This window comes from Mesorhizobium sp. B2-2-3 (assembly GCF_006442405.1).
In the GTDB taxonomy this organism is placed as follows: domain Bacteria; phylum Pseudomonadota; class Alphaproteobacteria; order Rhizobiales; family Rhizobiaceae; genus Mesorhizobium.
In genome coordinates this window covers 144,803-170,455 of sequence record NZ_VFWC01000004.1, presented here as the reverse complement: position 1 = coordinate 170,455, position 25,653 = coordinate 144,803, and the positions used below count along the sequence as shown (strand labels likewise).

The 25,653-nt window shown below is 64.6% G+C and carries 23 protein-coding genes and 1 riboswitch; of the genes, 16 read left to right on the top strand and 7 right to left on the bottom strand.

Annotation, left to right across the window (positions count from 1 at the left end; translation table 11 throughout):
• Nucleotides 1-19: 19 nt before the first annotated feature.
• The 3 genes from FJ951_RS09390 to nanR all read right to left on the bottom strand — a co-directional run bounded on the left by FJ951_RS09390 (nt 20) and on the right by nanR (nt 2,992).
• A complete protein-coding gene (locus FJ951_RS09390) occupies nt 20-865 on the bottom strand; it encodes a phosphogluconate dehydrogenase C-terminal domain-containing protein (RefSeq protein WP_140514663.1) in 846 nt (281 codons plus the stop codon).
• A 45-nt stretch (nt 866-910) separates the two neighbouring features.
• Complete coding sequence (locus tag FJ951_RS09385; protein ID WP_181172217.1) at nt 911-2,173, bottom strand: ribulose-bisphosphate carboxylase large subunit family protein; 1,263 nt, start codon at nt 2,171-2,173, stop codon at nt 911-913.
• Between the two features lie 105 nt (nt 2,174-2,278).
• Nucleotides 2,279-2,992, bottom strand: coding sequence for a transcriptional regulator NanR (nanR, locus tag FJ951_RS09380; protein ID WP_140497819.1), 714 nt, complete (start codon nt 2,990-2,992; stop codon nt 2,279-2,281).
• Nucleotides 2,993-3,352: 360 nt separating this feature from the next.
• On the opposite strand from nanR, the gene FJ951_RS09375 reads away from it, so the two are divergent.
• The 10 genes from FJ951_RS09375 to FJ951_RS09330 all read left to right on the top strand — a co-directional run bounded on the left by FJ951_RS09375 (nt 3,353) and on the right by FJ951_RS09330 (nt 16,327).
• Nucleotides 3,353-4,375, top strand: coding sequence for an ABC transporter substrate-binding protein (locus tag FJ951_RS09375; RefSeq protein ID WP_140514660.1), 1,023 nt, complete (start codon nt 3,353-3,355; stop codon nt 4,373-4,375).
• A gap of 74 nt (nt 4,376-4,449) precedes the next feature.
• The gene (locus tag FJ951_RS09370) at nt 4,450-6,930 is read left to right on the top strand and encodes an ATP-binding cassette domain-containing protein (RefSeq protein WP_140514658.1); all 2,481 of its coding nucleotides are present in this window, start codon (nt 4,450-4,452) and stop codon (nt 6,928-6,930) included.
• A complete protein-coding gene (locus FJ951_RS09365; RefSeq protein ID WP_140514656.1) occupies nt 6,927-7,976 on the top strand; it encodes an ABC transporter permease in 1,050 nt (349 codons plus the stop codon). The genes FJ951_RS09370 and FJ951_RS09365 overlap by 4 nt, the downstream gene beginning before the upstream one ends.
• A 104-nt stretch (nt 7,977-8,080) precedes the next feature.
• The gene (locus FJ951_RS09360) at nt 8,081-8,908 is read left to right on the top strand and encodes a phosphogluconate dehydrogenase C-terminal domain-containing protein (RefSeq protein ID WP_140497811.1); all 828 of its coding nucleotides are present in this window, start codon (nt 8,081-8,083) and stop codon (nt 8,906-8,908) included.
• 276 nt (nt 8,909-9,184) lie between these two features.
• Nucleotides 9,185-10,126 carry a D-ribose ABC transporter substrate-binding protein gene (locus tag FJ951_RS09355; protein ID WP_140497809.1) on the top strand — a complete coding sequence of 314 codons (942 nt, stop codon included), beginning with the start codon at nt 9,185-9,187 and terminating at the stop codon, nt 10,124-10,126.
• Nucleotides 10,127-10,202: 76 nt separating this feature from the next.
• Nucleotides 10,203-10,847 (top strand): DUF2291 family protein, encoded by a 645-nt coding sequence (locus FJ951_RS09350; protein ID WP_140514654.1) that lies wholly within the window; start codon nt 10,203-10,205, stop codon nt 10,845-10,847.
• Nucleotides 10,844-12,391 carry a sugar ABC transporter ATP-binding protein gene (locus tag FJ951_RS09345; protein ID WP_140514652.1) on the top strand — a complete coding sequence of 516 codons (1,548 nt, stop codon included), beginning with the start codon at nt 10,844-10,846 and terminating at the stop codon, nt 12,389-12,391. The genes FJ951_RS09350 and FJ951_RS09345 overlap by 4 nt, the downstream gene beginning before the upstream one ends.
• Nucleotides 12,391-13,455, top strand: coding sequence for an ABC transporter permease (locus tag FJ951_RS09340; protein WP_140497803.1), 1,065 nt, complete (start codon nt 12,391-12,393; stop codon nt 13,453-13,455). Before FJ951_RS09345 ends, FJ951_RS09340 begins: the two co-directional genes overlap by 1 nt.
• A 2-nt stretch (nt 13,456-13,457) precedes the next feature.
• Nucleotides 13,458-14,492 carry a Gfo/Idh/MocA family oxidoreductase gene (locus tag FJ951_RS09335; RefSeq protein WP_140514650.1) on the top strand — a complete coding sequence of 345 codons (1,035 nt, stop codon included), beginning with the start codon at nt 13,458-13,460 and terminating at the stop codon, nt 14,490-14,492.
• The gene (locus tag FJ951_RS09330; RefSeq protein WP_140514648.1) at nt 14,489-16,327 is read left to right on the top strand and encodes a hypothetical protein; all 1,839 of its coding nucleotides are present in this window, start codon (nt 14,489-14,491) and stop codon (nt 16,325-16,327) included. Before FJ951_RS09335 ends, FJ951_RS09330 begins: the two co-directional genes overlap by 4 nt.
• A 2-nt stretch (nt 16,328-16,329) precedes the next feature.
• Here the strand turns inward: FJ951_RS09330 and FJ951_RS09325 are convergent, their stop codons facing one another.
• A complete protein-coding gene (locus FJ951_RS09325) occupies nt 16,330-17,043 on the bottom strand; it encodes a transcriptional regulator NanR (protein ID WP_140514647.1) in 714 nt (237 codons plus the stop codon).
• 282 nt (nt 17,044-17,325) lie between these two features.
• On the opposite strand from FJ951_RS09325, the gene oiaX reads away from it, so the two are divergent.
• Both oiaX and FJ951_RS09315 read left to right on the top strand, forming a co-directional pair.
• Nucleotides 17,326-18,576 (top strand): 3-oxo-isoapionate-4-phosphate decarboxylase OiaX, encoded by a 1,251-nt coding sequence (gene oiaX, locus FJ951_RS09320; RefSeq protein ID WP_140514645.1) that lies wholly within the window; start codon nt 17,326-17,328, stop codon nt 18,574-18,576.
• A gap of 8 nt (nt 18,577-18,584) precedes the next feature.
• Nucleotides 18,585-19,907, top strand: a complete 1,323-nt coding sequence (locus tag FJ951_RS09315) for a four-carbon acid sugar kinase family protein (protein WP_140514643.1) — start codon at nt 18,585-18,587, stop codon at nt 19,905-19,907.
• Here the strand turns inward: FJ951_RS09315 and FJ951_RS09310 are convergent.
• Complete coding sequence (locus FJ951_RS09310) at nt 19,904-20,716, bottom strand: class I SAM-dependent methyltransferase (protein ID WP_140514641.1); 813 nt, start codon at nt 20,714-20,716, stop codon at nt 19,904-19,906. The genes FJ951_RS09315 and FJ951_RS09310 overlap by 4 nt on opposite strands.
• A gap of 154 nt (nt 20,717-20,870) precedes the next feature.
• Nucleotides 20,871-21,410, bottom strand: a complete 540-nt coding sequence (locus FJ951_RS09305) for an Lrp/AsnC family transcriptional regulator (protein WP_140514639.1) — start codon at nt 21,408-21,410, stop codon at nt 20,871-20,873.
• Nucleotides 21,411-21,459: 49 nt separating this feature from the next.
• On the opposite strand from FJ951_RS09305, the gene FJ951_RS09300 reads away from it, so the two are divergent.
• The 4 genes from FJ951_RS09300 (at nt 21,460) to dhaL (ending at nt 25,190) form a co-directional block, all read left to right on the top strand.
• Nucleotides 21,460-22,647, top strand: coding sequence for an MFS transporter (locus FJ951_RS09300; RefSeq protein WP_140514637.1), 1,188 nt, complete (start codon nt 21,460-21,462; stop codon nt 22,645-22,647).
• A 59-nt stretch (nt 22,648-22,706) separates the two neighbouring features.
• A riboswitch (FMN riboswitch) is annotated at nt 22,707-22,909 on the top strand.
• A gap of 76 nt (nt 22,910-22,985) precedes the next feature.
• Nucleotides 22,986-23,459 (top strand): 6,7-dimethyl-8-ribityllumazine synthase, encoded by a 474-nt coding sequence (locus FJ951_RS09295; protein WP_140497787.1) that lies wholly within the window; start codon nt 22,986-22,988, stop codon nt 23,457-23,459.
• Between the two features lie 77 nt (nt 23,460-23,536).
• On the top strand, nt 23,537-24,544 hold the full coding sequence (locus FJ951_RS09290; RefSeq protein WP_140514635.1) for a dihydroxyacetone kinase subunit DhaK: 1,008 nt from the start codon (nt 23,537-23,539) through the stop codon (nt 24,542-24,544).
• 10 nt (nt 24,545-24,554) lie between these two features.
• Nucleotides 24,555-25,190, top strand: coding sequence for a dihydroxyacetone kinase subunit DhaL (dhaL, locus tag FJ951_RS09285; RefSeq protein WP_181172216.1), 636 nt, complete (start codon nt 24,555-24,557; stop codon nt 25,188-25,190).
• Here the strand turns inward: dhaL and FJ951_RS09280 are convergent.
• Nucleotides 25,187-25,630: an RpiB/LacA/LacB family sugar-phosphate isomerase gene (locus FJ951_RS09280; protein ID WP_140497783.1), complete on the bottom strand. Its 444-nt coding sequence runs from the start codon at nt 25,628-25,630 to the stop codon at nt 25,187-25,189. The genes dhaL and FJ951_RS09280 overlap by 4 nt on opposite strands.
• Nucleotides 25,631-25,653 lie beyond the last annotated feature (23 nt).

The following is a 25,653-nucleotide window of genomic DNA, read 5'->3' as shown; positions in this document are numbered from 1 at the left end:
GGGCCGGCGAAGGCAGGGCTCAGGCTCCCTTGCCGTAGACGATCAATTCCGAAGCTTCCTTCACCTTGGCCGGTGTGAGCGCTTCGCGCCAGTCGTCCCGGACCACGACGCCTTTGGCGAATCGCATCAGCCTCAGCGCCGCATCGGACGGCACTTTCGGAGAGAAGCCGAACCACATGGCGATCTCGACGTTCAGATGGCCTATCAGGAAGTCCAGCGCGGCCTGTCTGGGAATGCCATATTTGCGCTCACACTCCTCGACGGCCTCGACCATGGTGTCGACGAAGGGCATGGCCACCATTTCGGACAGGCCCGGCTCCAGGATCGCCAGTTGTTCGACCGTGACGCGATGGCTGTCGATGATCGGCGACCACATGGCCCTGCACACTTCCTCGCCAAGCGCATAGTGCTCTTCCGGACCTTGCATCAGGGCACAGACGATCGATTGCCTGGCGATGCCGCCATGGTAATCGCGACGCGCGGCCCATTCCGTCTCTTCGCCGAACAGCGGCGGATGGCAGGGATGGCCGACGAAATAGGTGAGATCCGGCCGATCCGCGGGCAAGTCGCCGGCATAGGGCGCTGCCGCATCCAGAATGAGGATCATGGTGCCCGCGGCAAGCATCGGCGAGATCTGCCGCGCCACCTGGCCGATGATATTGTCCGGCAGGGCCATTACCACCACCTTGGCGCCGGGAATGCCCTCGTCCATGGCGACGGCGCCGATATCGGCCTCTCCCAGCCGCTTGCGGCCGGCCTCGCCGATCTCCACGGCGCGGACATCGTAGCCCGCTTCGATAAGCTTGCGCGTCACGCGGAAGCCCATCTTCCCTCCGGCTCCAAGCACCGCCACGGATGTCGTCATTTGCTTCTCTCCCATTTGCCATGATGGCGCGCCGATGGCGCAAATTCAGCCGAACGCTTGCAGCGCGGCTTCGAGCTCCGGATGCGTGGCGGCGTAGTCGCGTGCGGGAACCCCTGCCGCCGCGGCTTCGAAAGCATCATGCAGGCTTCGAACGCCGGCGGCCGGCCCGCCTGGATGCGCCATGATCCCGCCGCCGCAGCAATAGATGAAATCGTCCGAGCCGAGCCTCGTATAGGTCTCGGCCGCCTGCACAGCGGTCTGTCCAGACGAAAACACCGGCATGACCGTATCGGGACGGCCAGCCCGCTCGAACATCGGGGTGAGACAGCCATGGGCCGACGCCATCACCGATTCGTCCGGCTCGCAGAACTTGTTGGACAACCCGTTGACGTGCATGTGGTCGATGCCCGCCAGGCGCCAGAATTTCTGATAGGCGAGATAGCTCATGCCGAGATCGGGAGAGCGGCTGAAGAGGCCCCATCCGGCCCGATGGCCGTGCAGCGCAACGGCGGAGTGGCGGCGCATCTCGATGACGGCGGACAGGCCGACAGAATTCAGGACCAGCATGGCGCAGGTCCCGCCACGGCGCTCGATCAGATCCAGCTGGCGACGCATGGCGTCGATGTCCCCGGAAATGTTGGCCGCATACATGACCTTGCGCCCGGTCCTGTCGGCGTGCCTGTCTATCACCGCCATGACCGCTTCGAACCGGTGTTCGAACGGCGAATGCGGAGGGTCCCCCATCAATTCGTCGTCCTTGATGAAATCAAGCCCCGCGGCAATCAGCGTGTCGGCCAGGGCCGCCGTCTCCTGCGGGGTAAGACCAACGCTCGGCTTGACGATGGTGCCGATCAGCGGACGCCCGTCGACGCCGGTCAGGCGACGCGTTCCCTCGACGGCGAAGGCCGGCCCTGGGTAGGCATCCGCGAAGGCATCGGGAAAGGTAACGTCGAGGAGACGCATGGCCGAGAAATGATGCAGCTCGAATAGATTGCCGAGAACCGTCGACCAGACCGAAGCCAGCACTGTCCCCGTATTCTCGATGTTCCAGGAAAGGCCCACCTTGGCCCGGTGCGGCCTCACGGTCGCATTTTTTGGCGAGCGCGAGAACGGCAACGCCTCGCTGTCGACCTCGGCAACATCGCTGATGAATTCGACGCGGGCTCCGAACCTGCGCAGCAGCTCCGGCGTTTCTCCGGGTATGGCGCGGAAAGTCCCGCTTGATTGTTCGCCCGCCATCGCAGCCGCGGCAACCTCCAGCGGGTAGCGGGTTTCGATCAGATAGGTGGCGCGGAGGCGACCGGACAATGCAGGCTTCCCGACTGGAATGACGTTCACGGAGTGACCGTTAGCACCAAAAAGAAATCATGTCATCATATGAGTTTTCTCGGGCAAAAAAATTTCGGCGGCCGCTCAGCCGGCTCCGCCGCCGGCCAGTTTCGAATAGAGCTCGTTGGCGCGGCCAATGTGGTCGGCCATTGCCGCGCTCGCGCCTTCCGGATCGCCGCCGGCGATTGCCTTGTAGATCCGCTCATGCTCCTCGACCGTCAGCCGCTCGGCGCCTTTCATCGCCACCAGATCCCGCTTGAAACGGGACAGCCATTCGAGCATTCCCTTCGCCACCGCCGCTATCATCGAATTGCCGCTCATCTCCGCAATGACGGCGTGGAACTCCATGTCGGCAGCTACAAACCGGGCTTGGTCGCCCTTTGCCTCGCGCAAATGACGCAAGGTCTCCGCGAGGCGTTCCAAACTCTTGGCCGTAGCGCGCCGCGTGGCTATCCGAACCAGGCCGGTTTCCAGCAAGAGCCTGACTTCCTTGAGTTCTTCAAGCCCGCGAGAGTTCGTCGCCAGCATCATGACCATCGCCGCTGAGACCTGATCGACGATGACATCAGGCGTCGGATTGATGACGCGGGCACGTTCTCCGTGCGAGATCCTGATAAGTCCCATCTGCTGCAGCGACAGCATCGCTTCCCGGATCGAGGGCCGGCCGACGCCGATCATCGTCATCAGTTCCTTTTCCGACGGCAATTGAGAGCCGGGCGGGAATTCGGATGTCGAGATTGCCGCCATCAACCGGTCAAGCACCTCCACATACAGTTTCTTTTTCTGGACCGGCTCCATCCGTCCCTCCCTGGGTGTTCGCGGAACAATCGATCCCGAGTCGCGTCGGCAGACAAGGGTCCCGCCATCGATTGACATTACATATATGATGACCTAACGTCCGTCTACGGCCGGATTTGGACCGGTCGCCAGTTGCCGGGGCAGGCCGGCTCCGTTTGGCCAAGGAAAGAACGAAGCCGACGGCCGAGCTTCGTCTCGTCCTTAAATCAAAGGAGGTTTCGGCAATCGAGGTTCCGGTGCCCGCTTGCCTATTTGGTATGCTGGTATAACATGTAGCTGGTATGGCGTCTTTCGGAGGACGTCGTAACGGAATGGCAGAAGGCCGACGTATCGGCCGGTGTTTTTTGGGAGGAAAATATCATGAAGTTTTCAACCGTGGCGGCGCTTGCCGGCGCCGCGCTGGTCAGCGTCTCGGCTGTGCCGGCAATGGCGTCACCGGATGCGCCGGTGATCGCGCTCGCCAACGCCTATTACGGCAACACCTGGCGGCACCAGATGGTGGAGGCTTTCGAAGCCTCGGCCAAGGAAGCCAAGGCGGCCGGTCAGATTGCCGACTACGTCGTCATGAACGGCGACGGCTCGGTGGCGCAGCAGAACAGCCAGATCGCCGAGCTGATCCTCAAGAAGGTCGACGTGCTCGCCGTCGATGCCGCCTCGGAAACCGCGGTCAACGGGATCATCGAAAAAGCCTGCAAGGCCGGCATCATCGTCGTTTCGTTCGATTCGGTCGCCTCGGCGCCCTGCAACTACCAGCTCAACTTCGACTTCAAGGGCTACAAGGCAGCCCAGGCCGAGGCCGTCTTCAAGATGATCGGCGGCAAGGGCAACGTCATCCAGGTGCGCGGCGTCAAGGGTTCGGCGCCCGACAACGACATGTTCAACGCGCAACAGTCGGTGCTGGCCAAATATCCCGATATCAAGGTTGTCGCCACGGTCTACGGCCAGGCGACCGCGTCGGTCGCACAGGCGGCCATCGCCAACGTGCTGCCCTCCCTGCCGCATGTCGACGCCGTGCTCGCACAAGGCGGCAGCGACGATGTCGGCATCGCCCAGGCGTTCGTCCAGTATGGCGGCGACTATGCCGGCAAGATGCCGATCATCGAAGGCGGCGGCGGCACCGACTTCGTCAAATGGTGGGCCGAGGAGAACGCCAAGAACGGCTACCAGACGGTCTCGATGAACACCACGCCCGGTATTGGCGGCGCCGCGTTCTGGCTCGGCCTGTCGCTGCTCAAGGGCGCCAAGGCACCCAAGATGATGATCATGCCGGTGGCCACCGTCGATGCCGGCAACCTCAAGGAATATGCAAAGCTGCCTGGCGGCCAGATCATCAGCCCCAGCTATTCGCTCGACTGGGTCAAGCAGAACCTGCTGAGCAAGTAAGGTTGGCAATGCCAGGGACCGGGCGCCGCGGAACGGCCGCGCCCGGTCCCTGCCCGTGAAGAAACGGAGGACGAATGTCCCATCTCGCCGTAGCCCCGGAAGGCGCAGCCGCCGCGGTGCTCGCCGATCCGACCCGGCAGAGCGTTGTTTCGCTTTCCGGGATCACCAAGAGCTTCGGACCGACGCTGGCGAATGCAGAGATCGACCTCGCCGTCTCCACCGGCGAGATCATCGGGCTGGTCGGCGGCAACGGCGCCGGCAAATCGACGCTGATGCGCATCCTGTGCGGGGCGATGTGGCCGACCCTGGGCTCGATTTCGTTTGCCGGCCAGAATATCGGCTTCGCCGGCTACGACACGGCGGAAGCACAGCGCCGCGGCATCCGCATGGTGCACCAGGAATTGTCGCTGTGCGCCAACCTCTCGGTGGCCGAAAACTTCTTCCTGGAAATTCCGGCGGATGCCGCCAACCGGCCGGGCTGGCGGGCACTCTACAGGGCGCGCGCCCGCTCGGCGCTGGACGCCGTCTTCCCCGCAAACGGCATCGATGTGAATGCCGAAGTCGGCCACCTCTCCATCGCCGAACGGCAAATGGTCGAGATTGCGCGCGCCGCCGCGACCCCCGGTGTCAAGCTGATCGTTCTTGACGAACCGACCTCCTCGCTCGATCTCGATCGCTCGAGACAGTTGCGGGCCTTCATCCGCGAGCGGGCCAAATCCGGCCTCGCCTTCATCTTCATCAGCCACAAGCTTCAGGAAATCATCGACATCGCCACCCAGGTGGTCGTGCTGCGCAATGGACGCACCGCCTGGCGCGGCGATGTGGCCGAGACGTCGATCGGCAGGCTGGTGCAGCTCATGGGGGGCGACGCCAACTCGATCCACCAGCATGGTACCGCCACCACCGGCAGCCGCGAAGCGCTGGTGCGATTGTCCGGGTTCCTGACGGCCGAACTCGGCCGCGACATCGAGATCGGCCGCGGTGAAATCATCGGATTGGCAGGCCTCGAAGGCAGCGGCCAGAAGGAGTTGCTGCACGCAATCTTCAAGCCCGATTCCGGAACGGATGCGGCCGTCGCCAGGAACGGTGAAGCCGGTTTCATCGCGGGCGACCGCCAGAAGGAAGGCGTGTTCCCCTTGTGGAGCGTGCTTGGGAACATCAGCATCGGCGCCCTGGCACGCCGCCCGGCGCTGGGCCTGGTCTCGGACCGCGCCAACCGCGCGGCAGCGGCGGATGCCGCCGGCCGGCTGCGGCTCGACGAAACCCGCTTCGGATCCAACATATTGGAGCTCAGCGGCGGCAACCAGCAGAAGGCGCTCGTCGCCCGGGCGCTCGTCGCCGACACGCCGATCGTCCTGCTCGACGACCCGACACGCGGCGTCGACATCGCCACCAAGCAGGACTTCTACCGCCTCTGCAACGACATTGCGCGAGGCGGGCGCACGCTCATCTGGCACACGACCGAAGATGCCGAACTCCTGGCCTGCGACCGCGTGCTGGTGTTTTCAGGCGGCTGCATCGTCAAGGAACTGGCCGGCGAGGCGATCACGGAATCAGCCGTCGTTGGAGCGTCCTTTGCCCAGCAGACGGACAAAGCCGCCAGTGCGGGACGCAGCGGCGCTGCCGGCGCCGGGCTTGCCCGCAGGCTGGTGAATGCTGCCCCCTTCATCGGCCTCGCCGCCGTGCTGGCGGTGATGATCTCGGCCAATCCGGCGGTCGCCTCCATTTTCGGGCTCGACCTCTTGCTGATGCCGGCGCTGTCGCTGGTACTGGTGACCGCGGCGCAGATGTTCATCGTCGGCGGCAGCGAGATCGACCTCGGCGTCGGCGCGTTCGCGGGGCTCGTCAGCGTGCTCAGCGCCACGCTGCTCTACGACCAGCCGTGGCTCGGCGCGCTGGCGCTGGCTGCGGCGATCGCCGCCTATGCCGGCCTCGGCGGCCTGATCCAGGCGCGCAAGATCCCGGCCATCGTCGTCACGCTGGGCGCGTCCTTCATCTGGGTCGGGATAGGCTATGCGCTGCAGCCGACGCCGGGCGGCGCCAGCCCCGAATGGCTGTCGGCAATGTTCAACTGGTCGCTCGGCTTCGTGCCAACCTCGATCATCCTCATCGCCGCGGTGGCAATCGTGGTGTTCGTGATCGACCGGCTGCCGCTCGGCGTGGTGCTGCGCGGTTTTGGCAACAATCCGACCGCGATGATCCGTTCCGGCTGGTCGCCGACGCGCTACGCGCTGGTGCGCTACCTCGTCGCCGGGCTGTTCGCCGCCGCCGCCGGCCTGTCGCTGACGGCGATCAATACGGCGAGCGACATCAATTCCGGCAATTCATTCACCCTGCTCAGCGTCGCCGCCGTGGTGATGGGCGGCTGTTCGCTGTTGGGCGGCGTCATCTCGCCGGTCGGCGCCGTCGCCGGCGCGGTCACGCTGGCGTTGATCGGCGCCCTGCTCGGCACGCTGAGCGTGAGCAGCGACTTCAATGCGGCGACGCAGGGATTGATCCTCATCGCCCTGCTGACCTTGCGCAGCCTGACCGCGGACCGCAGGAGCGAACAATGAACGCGCTTGCCGCCTTCAGCCCTTGGGCGCAGAAAAACCGCTGGATCTGGTCGGCGATCGGGGTGCTGCTGCTCTGGCTGGTGCTGTCCATCGTCACCAACCGCTTCAGCCTCTCCAGCCTGTCGGGCATCGTTCTGTCGGCCTCGTTCCTAACGGTCGTCGGCATCGGCCAGATGTTCGTCGTCACCACCGGGCGCGGCAATATCGACCTTTCCGTGGCCTCGGTGATCACGCTCAGCGCTTTCGTGGCGCTGCTGACCATCAAGGGCCAGGACGCCAACCTCGCCGTCGGCGTCGGCGCCGCGATCCTGCTCGGCCTTGCGGTCGGCGCTCTCAACGCGCTGCTCGTCGTCGGGCTGAACATACCGGCCATCATCGCCACGCTGGCGACGGGCTATGTGCTGGCAACCGCAACGCTGCTGTCGAACCGCGCGATATCGGGCTTCGCCGTCAGTCCGCTGTTGAAGACGCTGGCGACGGGCCGCGTCGCGGGCGTGCCGATCATGGCAGTCATCGCCATCCTGGGCGTCGCCGCAACGTCGTTCGTGCTACGCTATACCGTTTACGGACAACTGCTCTCGGCAGTCGGCCAGAACCGCGCGGCGGCGCGGCTAGCAGCGATCCGCAACAACCGGGTCATCGCCTCGGCCTTCATCATCTCCTCGGTGCTGGCCTCGCTCAACGGGCTGCTGCTGGGCGCCTATATCGGCGGCGCCTTTCTTGAAATGGGCCAGCCCTATCTCCTGCAATCCATCGCCGCGGTGGTGCTGGGCGGGACGCTGATCTTCGGCGGCTCCGCGACGGCGCTCGGCACATTGTTCGCCAGCATCCTTTTGATCCTCATCGTCACGACCATGCAGATCATCGGCCTGCCGCCCGGCGCGCAGGACATCGTCCAGGGCATCGTGGTCATTTTCGTTCTGGCGCTGGCCGGCCGGCAGGTGCTGTCGCGGCGCGCCGCCATCGACCCCGCCGCCCTCGAGAGCGCAGCCGGCGACGGCACGGCGAAACCTAAGGCGGGCGCTGCGGCAATCAGGCCGCAGTGACAAAGCAGAGAATGATTTCTCTTGCCAAGATGGTAGAGTGATCATACCAGTATATAAGGTGACGATTGGCGAAACCATCGTTCAATGTTTAGGAGCAAGGCTAGATGACGACGATCGCGCTGTTCGGTGCCGGCGGCAAAATGGGTTACCGCCTATCGACCAATTTCCGCGGCTCGCCCTATACGATCCGCCATGTCGAGGTCAGCGACGCCGGGCGCGAGCGGCTGAAGACCGGGCTGGGCTTCGATACGGTCAGTGCCGACGAGGCGCTGGAAGGCGCCGAGGTGGTGATCCTGGCGGTTCCGGACACCCATATCGGCAAGGTCGCGGCAAGCATCGAAAGCAAGCTTGCGCCGGGCACGATGGTGATCGTTCTCGATGCCGCGGCGCCGTTTGCCGGCCATTTGCCTGATCGTCCCGACCTGACCTACTTCGTCACCCACCCCTGCCATCCGCCGATCTTCAATGACGAAACCGACATGGCGGCCAAGAAGGATTATTTCGGCGGCGTCAAGGCCAAGCAGCACATGGTCAGCGCACTGATGCAGGGACCGGAAGCGGACTACGCCAAGGGCGAGGCCATCGCCAAGATCATCTGGGCGCCGGTGATGCGCTCGCACCGCGTTTCCGTCGAGCAGATGGCGCTGCTCGAGCCCGGCCTTTCTGAGACCGTGTGCGCCTCGCTGCTGGTGGTCATGAAGGAAGCTGTCGACGAGGTCGTGGCGCGCGGCGTCGACCAGCAGGCGGCCCTCGATTTCCTGCTCGGCCACATGAATGTGCTCGGCGCCGTAATCTTCGGCGAAACCAAAGGCGTGTTCTCCGACGCCTGCAACAAGGCCATCGAATTCGGCAAGCCGGTGCTGATGCGCGACGACTGGAAGCGGGTCTTCGAACCGGAAGAGATCGCAGCCAGCATCCAGCGGATTACCTGAGCGGCCGCCGCTTAGATACAGATCACCTGAATTAGTGGTTGACTCATTATACCAGTTAGCTTTAGCTGTTCCCGGACTCGGATCGGTCATGCTTCGTTGGAAGTTTGAAGTTGATGCGAGTGGAGGACGGCGGGAGCGGAGCGAGGAGCAGTTCGGATGACAGCCCGGCGATCGGCTCTGAAATCCGGGCGGCGCACTGCCGGCCCTGCCTGACGAATTCAATCGTAGATAGAGGCCTCGAAACGATCGAGGCATGGGTTTCAACGGGAGGACTTCATGAAACTGACACGCAGAATGACGCTTGCCGCCTTCGCAGGCGTGCTGGCACTCGGCACGGCGATGCCCGCCTACGCGGCGGATCTCATCGCCATCATCACCCCATCGCACGACAATCCATTCTTCAAGGCGGAAGCCGTCGGCGCCGAAGCCAAGGCCAAGGAATTGGGCTACGAGGCGCTGGTGCTGGTCCATGACGACGACGCCAACAAGCAGTCCGAGCTGATCGACACTGCGATCGGCCGCGGCGCAAAGGCGATCATCCTCGACAATGCCGGCGCCGACGCCACCGTCGCCGCCGTACAGAAGGCCAAGGACGCCGGCGTCCCTTCCTTCCTCATCGATCGCGAGATCAACGCCACCGGCGTCGCGGTGGCTCAGATCGTCTCCAACAACTACCAGGGCGCCCAGCTCGGCGCGCAGGAATTCGTCAAGCTGATGGGCGAGAAGGGCAATTTCGTGGAGCTGGTCGGCAAGGAATCCGACACCAATGCCGGCATCCGCTCCAAGGGCTATCACGACGTCATCGACGACTATCCGGACCTGAAGATGGTCGCGCAGCAGTCGGCCAATTGGAGCCAGACCGAGGCCTATTCCAAGATGGAATCGATCCTGCAGGCCAATCCTGACATCAAGGGCGTCATCTCCGGCAACGACACGATGGCGATGGGCGCCTATGCGGCGCTTGCCGCGGCCGGCCGCAAGGACGTCATCGTCGTCGGCTTCGACGGATCGAACGACGTGCGCGATTCCATCACCTCGGGCGGCATCAAGGCGACGGTGCTGCAGCCTGCCTATGCCCAGGCGCAGATGGCGGTCGAGCAGGCCAACGACTTCATCAAGAACAAGAAGTCGCCCGAGAAGGAAAAGCAGCTGATGGACTGCGTGCTCATCAATGGCGACAATGCCGCTAAGCTGGAAACCTTCGCGCTGAAAAACTGAGCCGGCGCAACGCGAACAGCGAGGGGCGAACCGAGGTTCGTCCCTCGCTCCTTTTCACCAGGATGCCTCGACCGCCATGCAGAAAAAGCCGAGTTGGCCGATCCTTGCCCTGACCGCCGGCATCGCGCTCAGCGCCTGCAAGATCCTGCCGACGCCGTCGGCGCAAGGCGACGGCAATGCTTCCGCCTTCAACCCCGACAAGATGGTCGAGGACATATGGGCGGCGAAAGTCATCCCCTACCTGCAGCAGAAGGCGGGACCGTTCGCCGAGGTCCATGCGCTGGCGAAGACCGATCCGGCCGCGGCCGGCGCCAAATACGGCAATCCGAAGAAGCAGGCGAATTCGCCATGGACTTTCGCGGTCCGCGTCGAAGGCAAGATCGTCGCCGCCAATACGCAGTCGCGCGCGGCCACCATCGACGTCGACGCCGACGGTGACGGCAAGGCGGACGCGCGCGTCCAGATTGGGCCGGCGATGCGCGGCACGGCGCTGCGCGACAGCCTCGACTTCGTCCAGTTCAACGACTTCACCAACCAGATCGACTTCGCCCAGTTCGGCAAGGCTTTCAATGCCCATGCCGCCAAGACAGTGCTCGCCAAGCTGCCGCGCGAGGCGCTGGAAGGCCGCACCGCCAAGGTGCTCGGCGCCTATACGATCGAAGGCGGCCAGGACCTGCCGCTGGTGACGCCGGCGGAGGCCGAGATCGGGCCGAAGCCATGAGCCAGGCGAATGGCCATGACGTCATCCTCAAGCTGGAGGATGTCTCGAAAGTCTATGCCGGCACGGTCGCGGTCAAGCAGGCGAATTTCGAAGTGCGCAAGGGCGCGGTCAACGTGCTGGTCGGGGAAAACGGCGCCGGCAAGTCGACGCTGATGAAGATCATCGCCGGCGTCGAGCAGCCGACCGTAGGGCGCATCCTGCTCGAAGGCGAAGAGGTCTCTTTCTCGTCGTCGGGAGATGCGGTCGACCGCGGCATCGGCATGGTGTTCCAGGAGCTGAACCTGTTCGGCAACCTTTCGGTCGCCGAGAATATCTTCGCCACGCGCGAGATCACCAACCGCTTCCGCAAGATCGACCGCAAGGAACAGGAGCGCCGGGCCGGTGAATTCCTGGAGCGGCTGGAAGCCGGCATCCGGCCCGACATGCTGGTCGAGGATCTGCGCATCGGCCAGCAGCAGCTGGTCGAGATCGCCAAGGCGGTTTCGCTCGACGCCAAGATCCTCATCATGGACGAGCCGACCTCGGCGCTGAGCGCCGCCGAAGTCGAGATCCTGTTCAAGGTGATCGCCGACCTCAAGGCGCGCGGCGTCGCCATCGTCTACATCTCCCACCGGCTGGAGGAACTGATCCGCATCGGCGACTACATCACCGTGCTGCGCGACGGCCGCATCACCGGCCAGGAGCAGATGAAAAACGTCGATACGCAGTGGATCGTGCGGCAGATGATCGGCTCGGACGCCAAGGACTTCGCCAAGGCCGACGGCCATGTGCCGGGCGCGGAAATCTTCCGCGCCGAGGAGATCTGCCTGCCACGCGTCACCGGCGGGCTGGCGGTCGACCACGTCTCGCTGTCGCTGCGCGCCGGCGAGATTCTCGGCATATACGGGCTGATGGGTGCGGGGCGCAGCGAGCTGTTCGACTGCATCATGGGCCGTCACGGCCATGCCAGCGGCAGGATCTTCATCGCCGGAAAGCAGGTGAAGGAGCGCGACACGACGCGCCGCATCCAGCGCGGGCTGGCCTTGATCCCAGAGGACCGCCAGCGCGAGGGCCTGGTGTCGATCCTGTCGGTCGCCAGCAACCTGACGATGGCCAGCCTGTCGCGCTTCGTGCGCCTGTTTCACATCCGCGGCGGTGCCGAGCGGCAGGCCGTGATGCAGATGGTGCGGGAACTCGCAATCAAGGTCGCCGACCCGGCGCAGGAGGTCTCGTCGCTGTCGGGCGGCAACCAGCAGAAGGTGGTGATCGGCAAGGCGCTGCTCACCGGACCGAAAGTGCTTCTGATGGACGAGCCCAGCCGCGGCATCGATGTCGGCGCCAAGGCCGATGTCTTCCGCACCATGCGCAAGCTTTCGCGCGACGGGCTGGGCATCCTGTTCGCCACCTCGGACCTCGACGAGGTGATGGCGCTGTCCGACCGCATCGCGGTGATGAGCAATGGCAGATTGACCGGCATGTTCGACCGCGCCGAAGCGACGGAGGCGGCGATCGTCGCCGCGTCGGCGCTGGGCCACGGACCGGCCGCACATGGGGAGCAACGCTGATGACTGACATTCCGGCCAAGGCTGCCGCTTCCTCCGCCTCCAGCGGCTCGGCGCTGCTGACGCTGATGAAGCTCAGAACCTTCATTGCGCTGATCGCCGTGCTGGTGTTCTTCTCGATCGCGGCGCCGAACTTCCTGTCGGCCGCCAATCTGATCCTGATGGCCAAGCACGTGGCGCTCAATGCCTTTCTCGCCATGGGCATGACCTTCGTCATCATCACCGGCGGCATCGACCTTTCGGTTGGCTCGATCGTCGGCCTGTGCGGCATGGTGGCCGGCTACCTCGTGCTCAACGGCATCGACCTGCAGATCGGCTACACCATCTATTTCAATGTCGTCGAGATCGCCTTGATCACGCTCGCGGTCGGCATGCTGATCGGCGCCGTCAACGGGCTGCTGATCACCAGGCTCAACGTCGCGCCCTTCATCGCCACGCTCGGCGTGCTCTATGTGGCGCGCGGCTTCGCGCTGCTTTCCTCCGACGGCCGCACTTTCCCCAATCTCGTCGGCAAGCCGGAACTCGGCACCACCGGCTTCGGCTTCCTGGGTGCCGGCCGGCTGCTCGGCCTGCCGGTCTCGATCTGGATCCTGATCGTGGTGGCGCTGGGGGCGGCCTATCTCGCCCGCTACACGCCGCTTGGCCGCCACATCTTCGCCGTCGGCGGCAATGAGCGCGCCGCGCGCATCTCGGGCGTGCGCGTCAACATGGTCAAGATGTTCGTCTACATGTTCTCCGGCTTCTGCGCGGCAATCGTCGGGCTGATCATCTCGTCGGAGCTGATGGCCTCGCATCCGGCGACGGGCGAGAGCTTTGAGCTCAACGCCATCGCCGCGGCGGTGCTTGGCGGCACTTCGATGTCGGGCGGCCGCGGCACGATCGGCGGCACCATCGTCGGCGCCTTCGTCATCGGCATCCTTTCGGACGGGCTGGTGATGATGGGCGTGAGCTCGTTCTGGCAGATGGTGATCAAGGGCCTCGTCATCATCGTCGCCGTCGTCGTCGACCAGGCGCAGCGCCGGCTGCAGCAGCGCGTTACCCTGATGCAGATGGCAAAGGCGGGCTGAGCATGGCGGAGTTGCGTGGAGCGCTGATCGGTTGCGGCTTCTTCGCCGTCAACCAGATGCATGCCTGGCGCGATATCGAAGGCGCCTCGATCGACGCCATCTGCGACCGCGATCCGGAGCGGTTGCGGATCGTCGGCGACCAGTTCGGCGTGGTGCGGCGCTACACCGATGCGGCGGAACTTTTCGCCGCCGAGACCCTCGACTTCGTCGACATCGCCACCACTGTCGGCAGCCATCGACCGCTGGTCGAGATGGCGGCAGCGCATGGCGTTCCCGTCATCTGCCAGAAGCCGTTCGCGCCGACGCTTAGCGATGCCAAGGCGATGGTCGCGGCCTGCGCCAAAGCCGGCGTGCCGCTGATGGTGCATGAGAACTTCCGCTGGCAGTCGCCGATCCAGGCGGTGCGCGCTGTGCTCGACAGAGGCGAGATCGGCACGCCGTTCTTCGGCCGCATCTCCTTCCGCTCCGGCTACGACGTGTTTTCCGGCCAGCCCTATCTGGCAACGGGAAAACGCTTCATCATCGAGGACCTCGGCATCCACATCCTCGACATCGCCCGCTTCCTGCTCGGCGACGTCACGAGCCTGACCGCGCGGACCACACGCATCAACCCCGCCATCGCCGGCGAGGATGTGGCGACGATGCTCATGGATCATGCCGGCGGCGCCACGTCGGTTGTCGATTGCAGCTATGCGACGAAGCTTGCCACCGAGCCGTTCCCGGAAACACTTATCGAACTCGACGGCGTCGACGGCACGATCCGGCTGGCGCAGGGCTACCGGCTGACCGTCACCGGCAAGAGCGGAACCAGAGTGAGCGATGTCTCGCCGCCGCTCCTGCCCTGGGCCTCGCGGCCATGGCACAACATCCAGGAAAGCGTGCTGGCCATCCAGCGGCACTGGGTCGACTGCCTTGTCGGCGGCAAGGAGCCGGCGACCTCGGGCGCCGACAATCTGAAGACATTCGCCCTGGTCGAGGCCGCCTATTCGGGTGCTGCGAGCCGCGAACCGGTGCAGATCGAAGCCTTGCTGCAATGACGGCCGACGTGTTCGATCTTTACGGCACACGGGCGGCCGAAGCGGCACCGATCCTGCTGCAGGCGGGCGCGCTGAGTGCCGAGCTGGTCAATGGCAATCTGCGCACAATCCGGCATGCCGGCACCGAAGTGCTGCGCGCCATCGCCTATATCGTACGCGACCGCGACTGGGGCACTTATGAGCCGGAGCTCACGGACCTGACCATCGACCAGAAGGTCGACCGTTTCTCGGTAAGCTATGAGGCGAATTGCACCGGCCCGGGCGGCAGCAGCCTGCGCTTCCACGCGACGATCGAAGGCTCCGCCGACGGCAGGCTGGTCTTCGATGTGGCCGCACTGCCGGAGAGCGATTTCGAGACCAACCGCTGCGGCTTCTGCATCCTGCATCCGATCGCCGGCCTCGCCGGCAGCCCGGTGACGGTGGAGCACACCGATGGCAGTGTGGTGGACACGGAACTGCCTGATCTGATCGACCCATGGCAGCCCTTCAAGGACCTGCGTGCCATCACCCATGCAGTGCGTCCCGGCGTCAGCGCCGAATGCAGGATGGAAGGCGATACTTTCGAAATGGAGGACCAGCGCAACTGGTCGGACGCCTCCTACAAGACCTATGTGCGGCCGCTGGCCCTGCCGTGGCCCTATGTGCTGCCGGCCGGCGAACCGCTGCGCCAGACGGTGAGCCTGCGCCTCACCGGCGGCGCCGGGATGCCCGCCGCGACCGCGAATGCCGAACCGGTCCGCATCGAACTCGGCGAGACCGGGCCGAGGCTGCCCGATGTCGGCGTGATCGTCTATCCCGAGGGCGTCGAGGCAACGCTGGCCGAACTGCCGATGCTCGCAAGGCTCGGTCCGCAGCAACTCCTGTTCCACTTCGATCCGACGCGCGGCCACGGCCTGGACGCGCTGCGCGCCCATGCCCGGCTCGCCGCGGCGCATCCCGCCTCGACCACGCTCGAATGCGTGGTGGCCTGCACGGGCGACCTCGATGCCGAATTCTCCGATGTCGCCGATATGGTGCGCCGGGTCGGCCTGCGGCTCGATGCGGTTGCCGTCTCGCCTTCGGTCGACCGCCAGTCGACGCCGCCGGGCAGCGCCTGGCCGGCATGCCCGCCGCTGGAAGAAATCTATGCCGCGGCGCGGCGCGCCTTTCCCGGGATCCGCCTCGGCGGCGGCATGTTCAGCTATTTCACCGAGCTCAACCGTAAGCGCGTGCCCGCCGACCAACTCGATTTCGTCACGCACTGCACCTGTCCGATCGTTCACGCCGCCGACGATCTCAGCGTCATGCAATCGCTGGAGGCGCTGCCCTTCATCACCCGGTCGACCCGGGCGATCTTCGGCGACAAGCCTTACCGGATCGGCCCGTCGACCATTGCCATGCGACAGAACCCCTATGGCGGCGCGACCAAGGACAATTTTGCCGGCCAACGCATTGCCATGGCGAACCGTGATCCCCGCCATGCCGCGCAGTTTGCCGCCGCCTGGACCATTGGCTATGCCGCGCGCGTCGCGCCGGCCGGGCTGGAGATGCTGACACTGTCCAGCATCACCGGACCATTCGGCGTGCTGGCCGCATCCGGCGAACCTGTCGCCGAGGGATCGCCGCGGCCGATTTTCCGGGCCGTCCAAGGGCTTTGCGAACTGGCTGGGCTCGCGCATGTTGCCGCGAAAACAAGCGACGAGACGCGTGTTGCGGCGCTGGCCGGTCGCGCCGCCTCGGGCGACATTGTCGTCTGGCTGGCGAACCTGACGGCGAACGACGTCCCGGTTGATGTTTCGGCACTGGGTCAGGGCCATCTTACGATGTCGCCCTACGCCATTGTCCGGGTTGGCTAGAGCTACTTATCGGAATTCATCACATAGAGCGCACGCGAGCGTTCGAGATGCTTGATCATCGCCTTTTCGGCGCCGTCGGCATCCCGGTGCTCAATGCGGTCGATGATCTCCTCATGCTCGGTAAGCGTGTATTGTTCCTTGCCGGTCCAGATCAGCATCTCGGTGTGGTATTCCTTCAGCCAGCCGAGCGTGGCTTCGCTGACTGCGACATAGATCGGATTGCCCGATATCGCCGATATCTGGGTGTGGAACTTCATGTCGGCGGAGATGAAGGCTTCGGAATCACCGCGCGCGGCGCGCTGCTCGGCCACCGTTGCCCTGAGCCGCTGCACATCCTCGGCGGTCGCCTTTTCCGCGGCTTCCCTGACCATGCCGCGCTCGAAGAAGATGCGCGCCGTCTTCAGGTGCTCCAGCGTGTCCCTCGATGAAGACAGGATGATCTTGGCCGCGCCGTCGACCTGCTTGATGATCGATTTGGCGGTTAGTTGCAGCACCTTGGCGCGCTCGCCATGCGAGATGGCGACCAGTCCCATATTGCTCAGCGCCTGCATGGCCTCGCGGATCGCCGGCCGGCCGACCTCGAAGCGCTCCATCAACTCGCGTTCGGACGGCATGTCGTCGCCCGGCTGCAGCTCGCCGCTGGTGATCAGCCGCTTCAGCCTTGCAAAGACTTCGTCGGAAAGTTTGCGCCGGACGATCGGCTCCGAACGGTTCATCGTGACGAATCACTCCCTGGCCCGGTTCCTGTTTAGCATTCCAGGCAGGATTACCGGAATGCCTGCGCCTGGAGCGGTCCCGCGATTTCATGCAATCGCCAAGCCGCGCCAGCTGTTTGTTCCAGGCATTCCGAACGAAAAACGCCGCTCATTTCCCGGAATTGCCGAAGCCGGCCCTCTTGCCGAAGTCGGGATATTGCTTGCAATACTTAGGTACTCATTATACCAGATTTCCTGCGCGACAAAACTTTTTTCGAACCCTTTTCGAGCGGCCGACAGACCATGATCACGCTTACCTATCGCATCGAAACCTCTGGCAGCATCGAAGCGCTGGCGGCCAAGATCGCGAGCGACCAGTCGACCGGCACCTTCGTCCCACTGCCCGGCGAGACCGAGGAATTAAAGGCGCGTGTGGCGGCTCGTGTGCTGGCGATCAGGCCCCTGCCCGATGCCGAGCAGCCGTCGCTTCCCGGATCCGGGAACGGCCCCTTCCGGCGCGCCGATGTCGATATCGGCTTCCCGTTCGACGCCATCGGCACCGACCTGTCGGCGCTGATGACGATCGCCATCAGCGGCACCTATTCGATCAGGGGCCTGTCCGGTATCCGGGTCATCGACATGAAGCTGCCGGAACAATACCGGGGCGCCCATCCCGGCCCGCAATTCGGCGTTGCCGGCAGCCGCAGGCTGACCGGGGTCGAGGGCCGTCCCATCATCGGCACCATCGTCAAGCCGGCGCTTGGCCTCAGGCCGCACGAGACAGCCGCGATGGTGGGCGAACTGATCGAAGCCGGCGTCGATTTCATCAAGGACGACGAGAAGCTGATGAGCCCGGCCTATTCGCCGCTCGCTGAGCGGGTGAAGGCGATCATGCCGCTGATCCGCGACCACGAGCAAAAGACCGGCAAGAAAGTGATGTACGCCTTCGGCATCTCGCATGCCGATCCCGACGAGATGATGCGCAACCACGATCTGGTGCTGGAAGCCGGCGGCAATTGCGCGGTCGTCAACATCAACTCCATCGGATTCGGCGGCATGGCTTTCCTCAGGAAGCGCTCCGGGCTGGCGCTGCATGCGCACCGCAATGGCTGGGACATTCTCACCCGCCATCCCGGCCTCGGCATGGATTTCAAGGTATGGCAGCAATTCTGGCGGCTGCTCGGCGTCGACCAGTTCCAGATCAACGGTATCGGCTCGAAATACTGGGAGCCGGACGATTCTTTCATCCGCTCTTTCGAAGCGGTGACCACGCCGCTGTTTTCATCATACGATTGCGCGCTGCCCGTGGCCTGCTCCGGCCAATGGGGCGGCCAGGCGCCCGAGACCTATGAGCGCACCGGCCGCACGGTCGATCTCCTCTATCTCTGCGGCGGCGGCATCGTCAGCCATCCGGACGGGCCCGGCGCCGGCGTGCGCGCGGTGCTGCAAGCGTGGCAGGCCGCAGTCAAGGGCATTGCTCTCGACGAGTTCGCGCGCGACCATGCCGAGCTGGCACGCTCGATCGAGAAATTCAGCGACGGCAAGGCGGCCTGAGCGAAGCCATGCAGAACCTGCTCCTGAGCTATTATGGCGACGACCTCACCGGCTCGACGGATGTCATGGAGGCGCTCGAGCTCGGCGGCGTGCCGACGGTGCTGTTCATGCGTCGGCCCGACGAGCGCCTGCTGGCGCGATTTGCCGATTGCCGGGCCGTTGGACTGGCCGGCACCAGCCGAAGCGAAACGCCGCAATGGATGGAGCAGAATCTGGCGCCCGCCTTCGAATGGCTGAAGAGCCTCGAAGCGGCGATCTGCCATTACAAGATCTGTTCGACCTTCGATTCCAGCCCGACGGTCGGCAATATCGGCCGCGCCATCGAGATCGGCCGGCGCATCTTCGGCCAGAGTAGCGTGCCGATGGTCGTCGGCGCGCCGCAGCTCAAGCGCTACACGGCCTTCGGCAATCTTTTCGCGGCGTTCCGCGGCGAGTATTTCCGCATCGACAGGCATCCGGTGATGAGCAGGCATCCGGTGACGCCGATGAACGAAGCAGACCTGCTCGTGCATCTCTCGCGCCAGACCAGTCTCAGCTCCGGCCTTGTCGACCTGGCTGCATTGCAGACCGACGATCTCGCGCAAACGGTCGACCAGGCCGTGCAAAACAGGGCGATCATCCTGTTTGATGTCGAAAGCCGCCAGACACAGAGACGCGTCGGCGAACAGATCTGGCGCATCCATGACCAAGGCCATGGCTTCGTCGTCGGATCCTCGGGCGTCGAATATGCCTTGCTTGCCGAATGGGCCGGCAAAGGCATTGCCTCCGGGCAGGCGTCGTTCGCGCCGCCGGGACCGGTAGACCGCCTCGCGGTGGTCTCGGGTAGCGTGTCGCCGACCACCGAAAAGCAGATCCGCCACGCCCTTGCCCACGGTTTCGACGGCGTCGAGATGGATGCCATGCAACTGGTCACGGAGGGCGCCAAGGAGGCAATCGAGCGCGCCGTCGCGAGCGGATTGGCAAGCCTGGCTGCGGGGCGCAGCGTCATCCTCTACACCGCGCTTGGCCCACAGGCCGACCGTGGCGCCGAGATCGACCGGATCGAAGGTGCGCGAAACACGCTCGGGCGAGCGCTGGGAACAATCCTGCGCCGGTTAATCGTGGAACAGAAACTCAAGCGCGCGGTGATCGCCGGCGGCGACACCTCCAGTCACGCGCTCGGACAATTGGCCATCGACGCGCTGACCGTGCGCATGCCGTTGCCGCAATCGCCGGGATCACCGCTCTGTGTCGCCCATGGCGGCGGTGCGATCGATGGACTCGAAATCGCGCTCAAGGGCGGCCAGGTCGGCACCGACGCCTATTTCGAGACGATCCGGTTGGGAAGCTAAGCCGTTGCCATGATGACGTGAGCCTGAATTTTGGCGGCCACCGCGCCGCTGCCATGTCTGTCTGCAATCGCGGATGCGGCGTAGTCGGTCGCGGCTTGCAGCTTCCCTGCCTCCCGGGCCTCGATTTCGGTGCGAAGCACAGTTCCCTGGCAATAAGCGACGGCGGGAAGGCGCGGCGAGGATGCACGGCTTTGTTCGGCTCTCGTCTCGATCATCACAGGAGAAAAGCCAGCCTCCTCCAGCTCGCGACGGATCACTGCCTTGTCGTGGTAGCCATGCGGCGTGCGTGCCAGAAAGCGCGGCGGATCGTCGGGGAAGATCCTTGCGAGAGCATTCGTCACATCATCGGCAAAGACGTTCTCCTCGATGCGATCCCATACGCTGAACAGGAAATGTCCGCCCGGCCTCAGGACACGCCTGGCTTCGCGGTAGGCCGATGGCCGGTCGGGAAAGAACATCGCACCGAACTGACAGCAAACGAGGTCGAAGGTCGCATCTTCAAACGGCAGCGCCAAGGCGTCCGCTTGACGCCATGTGATGCGACCGTCGGGAGGTTGTCGCGAAGCGGCATAGTCGAGCATCGGCTGGTTGAGGTCGGTTACCGTATAGCTTGCGCCGGGAGACAGTTTCGGCGCCAATGCACGGGTAACGACCCCGGTGCCGGCAGCCGTCTCCAAAACGGCGGCGGGCGACAGGGACGCTGCTCGTCCTGCAATATCCGCAGCGAAGGGCTCGAAAATCAACGGCACCATATAGCGGTCGTAGCTTTCCGGTATGGAGCCAGCGAATACCTTGTCCGTTTCCAGCATTGCCACCACCCGCCCTCTGCCTAGAGGCTCGGGAGATTAGCATATCATTCCTTGTTTTGCGGCGTTTTCGGCGGAGGCGGCGAGTCCAGCTCCAAATCAAAGAGATAGAGCATGATGTCGTCCGAAAACCGCTTCGCGCTTATGGCATCAGGCCTTAGTACAGAGGCTCGGCCATGTGCTTGGGCGCCGGCCACTGCGTCGTGACGCCGGGCTGCACCGGCCGCTCGAGATAGGTCGACAGCACCACGTAGCTGCGCGTCGAGGTGACGCCGGGTGTCTCGTAGAGGCGCGACAGCAGGCCTTCGAGCGCCCGCGTGTCCTCCGTACGGACCTTCAGCAGCATGCAGGTGTCGCCGGCAACCGTGTGGATCTCCTCGACCTCCGGATATTGCGAAACCGCCATCAGCTCCGGCGTCTTGCCCCAGCCCTTGGTGTCGATATGCACGAATGCCAGCAGCGGCTTCTTGACCGCCTTGGGGTCGATGATGGCAGCCGTGCCGCGAATGGCGCCGCTGCGCCGAAGGCGCTTGACGCGCTCATGCGCGGCGGGCGGCGAGAGGCCGACACGATCGCCAAGCTCAGCATAGCTGACCGTGGCGTCGTCGACGAGAACGCCTAATATCTTTCTGTCGATCGCGTCGAGATCGCGGGGCGCCGGCCTGTTCTGCGGAATGCCATTTGTTTCTTCGTCCATAGTGGAAATTCCCGATTGTAGCCGAATAAAATACGGCCATTATGAATATATGTCGAACAGCGATCAAGCAGCAACCCTGGGTGCGAATGCCCGGCCGCCCATCCCGGCGCTGGCCTATCTCTTGACCGGATGCATCGCCGTCATCGGCTCGAACTCCCTGGTGCTGGGTCCGATTGCTCCCGCCGTGGCCGTGTCGTTCGCGACCAGCGTGCCTGTCGTCATGATGGCGGCCGCCGCGTTCGGCCTCGGCACCTCGGCGAGCGCCTTGTTCCTGGCGCGCTACATCGACCGGGTCGGCGCGCGCCGGATCCTTCAGGCGGCCTTGCTGCTGGCGTTGGCGCTTGTCGCAAGCGCTGCGGCGCCGACGGTGACGGCGCTGGTCGCCGCGCAGCTTCTCGCCGGCGTCGCCGCCGGCGTCGCCATGCCGGCAATCTATGCCAGCTCCGCGGCGATTGCCCCACCTGGACGGGAAAGCGGGACGATCGGCGTTGTGCTGACCGGATGGACGCTGAGCATGGTGGCCGGCGTTTCGCTGTCGGCGGTGCTTGCCGATCTCGTGCACTGGCGGGCCGTCTTCGCCGCCGTGGCGCTGCTGGCGGCGCTGGCGCTTGGCAGCCTTACCGCGTCGTCACTCCCGGATGTCAGAAAGGCCGGCCCGGCTCCAGCGCCGCTCGAGGCGCTCGGCATTCCCGGCATCGTGCCGCTTCTGATCGCCTGCGGCGCTTTCATGACCGCCTTCTACGGTGTCTATGGCTATCTTGGCGACCATCTGCACAGCGGGCTGGGCCAGCCGGTCAGCGCCAACGGCCTGGCCGCACTCGCCTATGGCGCCGGGTTCGGCACGGCGGCGCTCTTCGACGGCATCATCGATCGTCTGGGGGCTCGCCGCGTCATGCCCTTCGCTTACCTGCTCGTCGCCATCGTCTATGTCGCGATCGCCGCAACAAGCAACAGCTATGGCATGACGCTCGCCATGGTGGCGGCCTGGGGTCTCGCCAATCATTTCGGATTGAACGTGCTGGTGATGCGCCTGTCGGCGCTCGATCCGTCACGGCGCGGCACGATCATGGGCTTGAACAGCGCGGTGACATATCTGGCGGTCTTTGTCGGCACCACCGGCTTCGGGCCGCTATATTCGGATTTCGGCTTTGCCGCATCGGCAATGGTGGCGGCGTTGCTGATGCTGGTCGCGGCTTCGGCCGCCGCCTGGCGCACGCGCCAGCCACACAGGACGTGATGGGCCACCAGCCCGCGCGCGGTTGACAGCGGCGCCCCTGCCCTTCCATACAAAGCCGTTAATGTTCTCAGGGCGGGGTGAAAGTCCCCACCGGCGGTAAGGACTCCTGATTGCGCATGATTTCTTTCCGAAAACCGGTCCGGTTTTCGGGGTCATGCGCGGGACCCAAGCCCGCGAGCGCTTTCCGGCAAAACCGGAAGGGTCAGCAGATCCGGTGTGATTCCGGAGCCGACGGTTACAGTCCGGATGGAAGAGAACGAAACGGAAGACGGACCGCCCCGGCGGCCGGTTTTCGTATCGTGCGTCCTGATTCTGGTTCGAAACGGAAGGATGGACCCATGAATCAGCATTCCCACAAAGACTATGAAACGACCCGCGTTGCCGTTGTCAGGGCGCGCTGGCACGCGGATATCGTCGACCAGTGTGTCGCTGCCTTCGAGGCGGAGCTTGCTGCACTGGGCGACGGCCGCTTTGCCGTCGAAATCTTCGACGTGCCCGGCGCCTACGAGATCCCGCTGCACGCCAAGACATTGGCCGAGACGGGTCGCTACGCCGCGATCCTCGGCGCTGCCTTCGTCGTCAATGGCGGCATCTACCGGCACGAATTCGTCGCCGGCGCGGTCATCGACGGCATGATGAATGTGCAGTTGACGACCGGCGTGCCGGTGCTTTCGGCGGTACTGACGCCGCACAATTACCACGACAGCTCCGAGCACCACCGCTTCTTCCTCGAGCACTTCCAGGTAAAGGGCAAGGAAGCGGCCGGCGCATGCCTCCAGATTCTGGCGGCGCGAAGGCACATCGCCGCCTGAAACAGCCGAGAGCGGGGTGGAAATCGCGGTAACAGCCTGTAGTATCTCGGGAAAATGCCGAGTTCGGGAGGATGCCGGTGCAGACCAAGAAGATCATCAATGACGGCAACCGTGCCGTCGACGAGATGCTAGAGGGGATTCTGGCCGCGCATCCCAGCCATCTCAGGAGCGCGGACGGCAGCCCGCGCTCGATCATCGCCCGCAACGGACCGCGTCCCGGCAAGGTCGGGCTCGTCGTCGGCGGCGGCTCGGGCCATGAGCCGACCTTTCTCGGTTTTGTCGGCAAGGGCCTGGCGGACGCGGCGGCGATCGGCAATGTCTTTGCCTCGCCGCCACCCGATCCCATCCTTGAATGCGCCAAGGCGGCGAACGGCGGCGCCGGCGTCCTGTTCACGTACGGCAACTATGCCGGGGACGTGATGAATTTCGACATGGCGGCCGAATTGGCCGCCATGGACGATATCGAGGTGCGCACGGTGCTGACCACCGACGATGTCGCCTCGGCACCGCGCGACCAGCGGCAGAAGCGCCGCGGCGTCGCCGGCAATTTCTTCGTCTTCAAAGCGGCCGGCGCGGCCTGTGATCGCATGCTCTCCTTCGACGAATGCGAGCGCATGGCGCGCAAGGCCAACGACCATACCTTCACCATGGGCGTGGCGCTGTCGCCCTGCTCGCTGCCGCAGACCCGGCGGCCGAATTTCGAGATCGGCGCCGACGAGATGGAGATCGGCATGGGCATCCATGGCGAGCCGGGCATCGCGCGCGGCAAGCTCGGGACCGCCGACGAGATCAGCGACGAGATGCTGGACAATATCCTTGCCGAGATGGCGCCTTCGCGTGGCGACAAGGTTGCGGTGCTGGTCAATTCGCTGGGCTCGACACCGTTGATGGAGCTCTACATCATGAACCGTCGCGTCAAGCAGCGTCTCGACGACATCGGCGTTTCCATCCATGCGACCTGGGTCGGCAATTACTGCACGTCGCTCGAAATGGCCGGCGCCTCGGTGACGCTGTTCCATCTTGATGGCGAGTTGCAGACCATGCTCGACCATCCGTGCGACTGCGCCATGTTCCGTGCCGGCTGAGGAGCGATCCGTGAGCATCGATAGCGCTGACCTGAAGAGAATGTTCGATGCGATCGCGGTGGCGATCGAAGCCGACAAGGACCGGCTCTGCCAGCTCGACGGCGTCATCGGCGACGCCGATCACGGCATCGCCATGGCGCTCGGCTTCAACGCAGTGCGCGACGCGCTGGCGCCACTCGACCTGACGGCGACCGAGCCGACCGCGCTTCTCAACATGGCGGCTAAATCGTTCCTCAACGCGGTCGGTGCGTCGTCTGGCCCGCTCTATGCCACCGCCTTCATGCGCGCCGCCGCTGCCGTCAAGGGCAAGACCACGCTAGCTGATGCGGATGTCGTCGCGCTGTTCCAGGCGATGGCGCAAGGCATCCGCGATCGCGGCAAGGCCGAGATCGGCGAGAAGACGATGATCGACGCCTGGTTGCCGGCGGCGGAAGCGGCCGGCGCCAGCAATGCGGCCGGAAAGGGCCTTGCCGAAAGCCTCGACGCGGCAGTGAACGCGGCGCGCCGGGGGGCGGAGGCGACCAAGGACATGATCGCCGTCAAGGGCCGCTCCTCGCGGCTCGGCGAACGCTCGCTCGGCCATATCGACCCCGGCGCCGCCTCGGCCGTGACCGTCATCGAGGCTTTGCGCGACAACCTGGCTTAGGCCTGCTTCGCTTCATCGAGCTTGTTGATCGCCTGGACATTGCCGGCCGACGGTCCCTTCTCGTCGAACTCCGAGGCCAACCAGGTATCGACGATCGCCTTGGCGAGTTCCGGGCCGATGACGCGGGCGCCCATGGTGATGATCTGCGCGTTGTTGGATTTGGCGGCGCGCTCCGCGGAATAGGTGTCGTGGGTGAGTGCCGCCCGGATGCCAGGCACTTTGTTGGCCGAGATCGAGACGCCGATGCCGGTGCCGCAGAACAGGATGCCGCGGTCGTTCTCGCCGTCGATGATCGTCTGGGCGAGCTTTTGTGACAGGTCGGCATAAAAGCCGGCCTGGCTGAGGTCGCTGACGGTGAGGCCGGATTTTGTCGCGAGATGCGCGGCGATGACATCAAGCAACGGCTTGCCGGCGCTGTCGGCTCCAATGGCTATTTTCATGGTCGTGTCCTTTCTTGAATGAG

Bases quoted from the DNA above. Each gene is read 5' to 3' on its own strand.
- oiaX (WP_140514645.1), top strand. From the start codon at position 17,326: ATGATCACGCTTACCTATCGCATCGAAACCTCTGGCAGCATCGAAGCG.
- FJ951_RS09345 (WP_140514652.1), top strand. From the start codon at position 10,844: ATGAGCCAGGCGAATGGCCATGACGTCATCCTCAAGCTGGAGGATGTC.
- FJ951_RS09305 (WP_140514639.1), bottom strand. From the start codon at position 21,410: ATGGACGAAGAAACAAATGGCATTCCGCAGAACAGGCCGGCGCCCCGC.
- FJ951_RS09330 (WP_140514648.1), top strand. From the start codon at position 14,489: ATGACGGCCGACGTGTTCGATCTTTACGGCACACGGGCGGCCGAAGCG.
- FJ951_RS09375 (WP_140514660.1), top strand. From the start codon at position 3,353: ATGAAGTTTTCAACCGTGGCGGCGCTTGCCGGCGCCGCGCTGGTCAGC.
- FJ951_RS09280 (WP_140497783.1), bottom strand. From the start codon at position 25,630: ATGAAAATAGCCATTGGAGCCGACAGCGCCGGCAAGCCGTTGCTTGAT.
- nanR (WP_140497819.1), bottom strand. From the start codon at position 2,992: ATGGAGCCGGTCCAGAAAAAGAAACTGTATGTGGAGGTGCTTGACCGG.
- FJ951_RS09365 (WP_140514656.1), top strand. From the start codon at position 6,927: ATGAACGCGCTTGCCGCCTTCAGCCCTTGGGCGCAGAAAAACCGCTGG.
- FJ951_RS09295 (WP_140497787.1), top strand. From the start codon at position 22,986: ATGAATCAGCATTCCCACAAAGACTATGAAACGACCCGCGTTGCCGTT.
- FJ951_RS09310 (WP_140514641.1), bottom strand. From the start codon at position 20,716: ATGCTGGAAACGGACAAGGTATTCGCTGGCTCCATACCGGAAAGCTAC.
- FJ951_RS09390 (WP_140514663.1), bottom strand. From the start codon at position 865: ATGACGACATCCGTGGCGGTGCTTGGAGCCGGAGGGAAGATGGGCTTC.
- FJ951_RS09360 (WP_140497811.1), top strand. From the start codon at position 8,081: ATGACGACGATCGCGCTGTTCGGTGCCGGCGGCAAAATGGGTTACCGC.
- FJ951_RS09355 (WP_140497809.1), top strand. From the start codon at position 9,185: ATGAAACTGACACGCAGAATGACGCTTGCCGCCTTCGCAGGCGTGCTG.
- FJ951_RS09340 (WP_140497803.1), top strand. From the start codon at position 12,391: ATGACTGACATTCCGGCCAAGGCTGCCGCTTCCTCCGCCTCCAGCGGC.
- FJ951_RS09350 (WP_140514654.1), top strand. From the start codon at position 10,203: ATGCAGAAAAAGCCGAGTTGGCCGATCCTTGCCCTGACCGCCGGCATC.
- FJ951_RS09370 (WP_140514658.1), top strand. From the start codon at position 4,450: ATGTCCCATCTCGCCGTAGCCCCGGAAGGCGCAGCCGCCGCGGTGCTC.
- FJ951_RS09300 (WP_140514637.1), top strand. From the start codon at position 21,460: ATGTCGAACAGCGATCAAGCAGCAACCCTGGGTGCGAATGCCCGGCCG.
- FJ951_RS09335 (WP_140514650.1), top strand. From the start codon at position 13,458: ATGGCGGAGTTGCGTGGAGCGCTGATCGGTTGCGGCTTCTTCGCCGTC.
- FJ951_RS09325 (WP_140514647.1), bottom strand. From the start codon at position 17,043: ATGAACCGTTCGGAGCCGATCGTCCGGCGCAAACTTTCCGACGAAGTC.
- FJ951_RS09315 (WP_140514643.1), top strand. From the start codon at position 18,585: ATGCAGAACCTGCTCCTGAGCTATTATGGCGACGACCTCACCGGCTCG.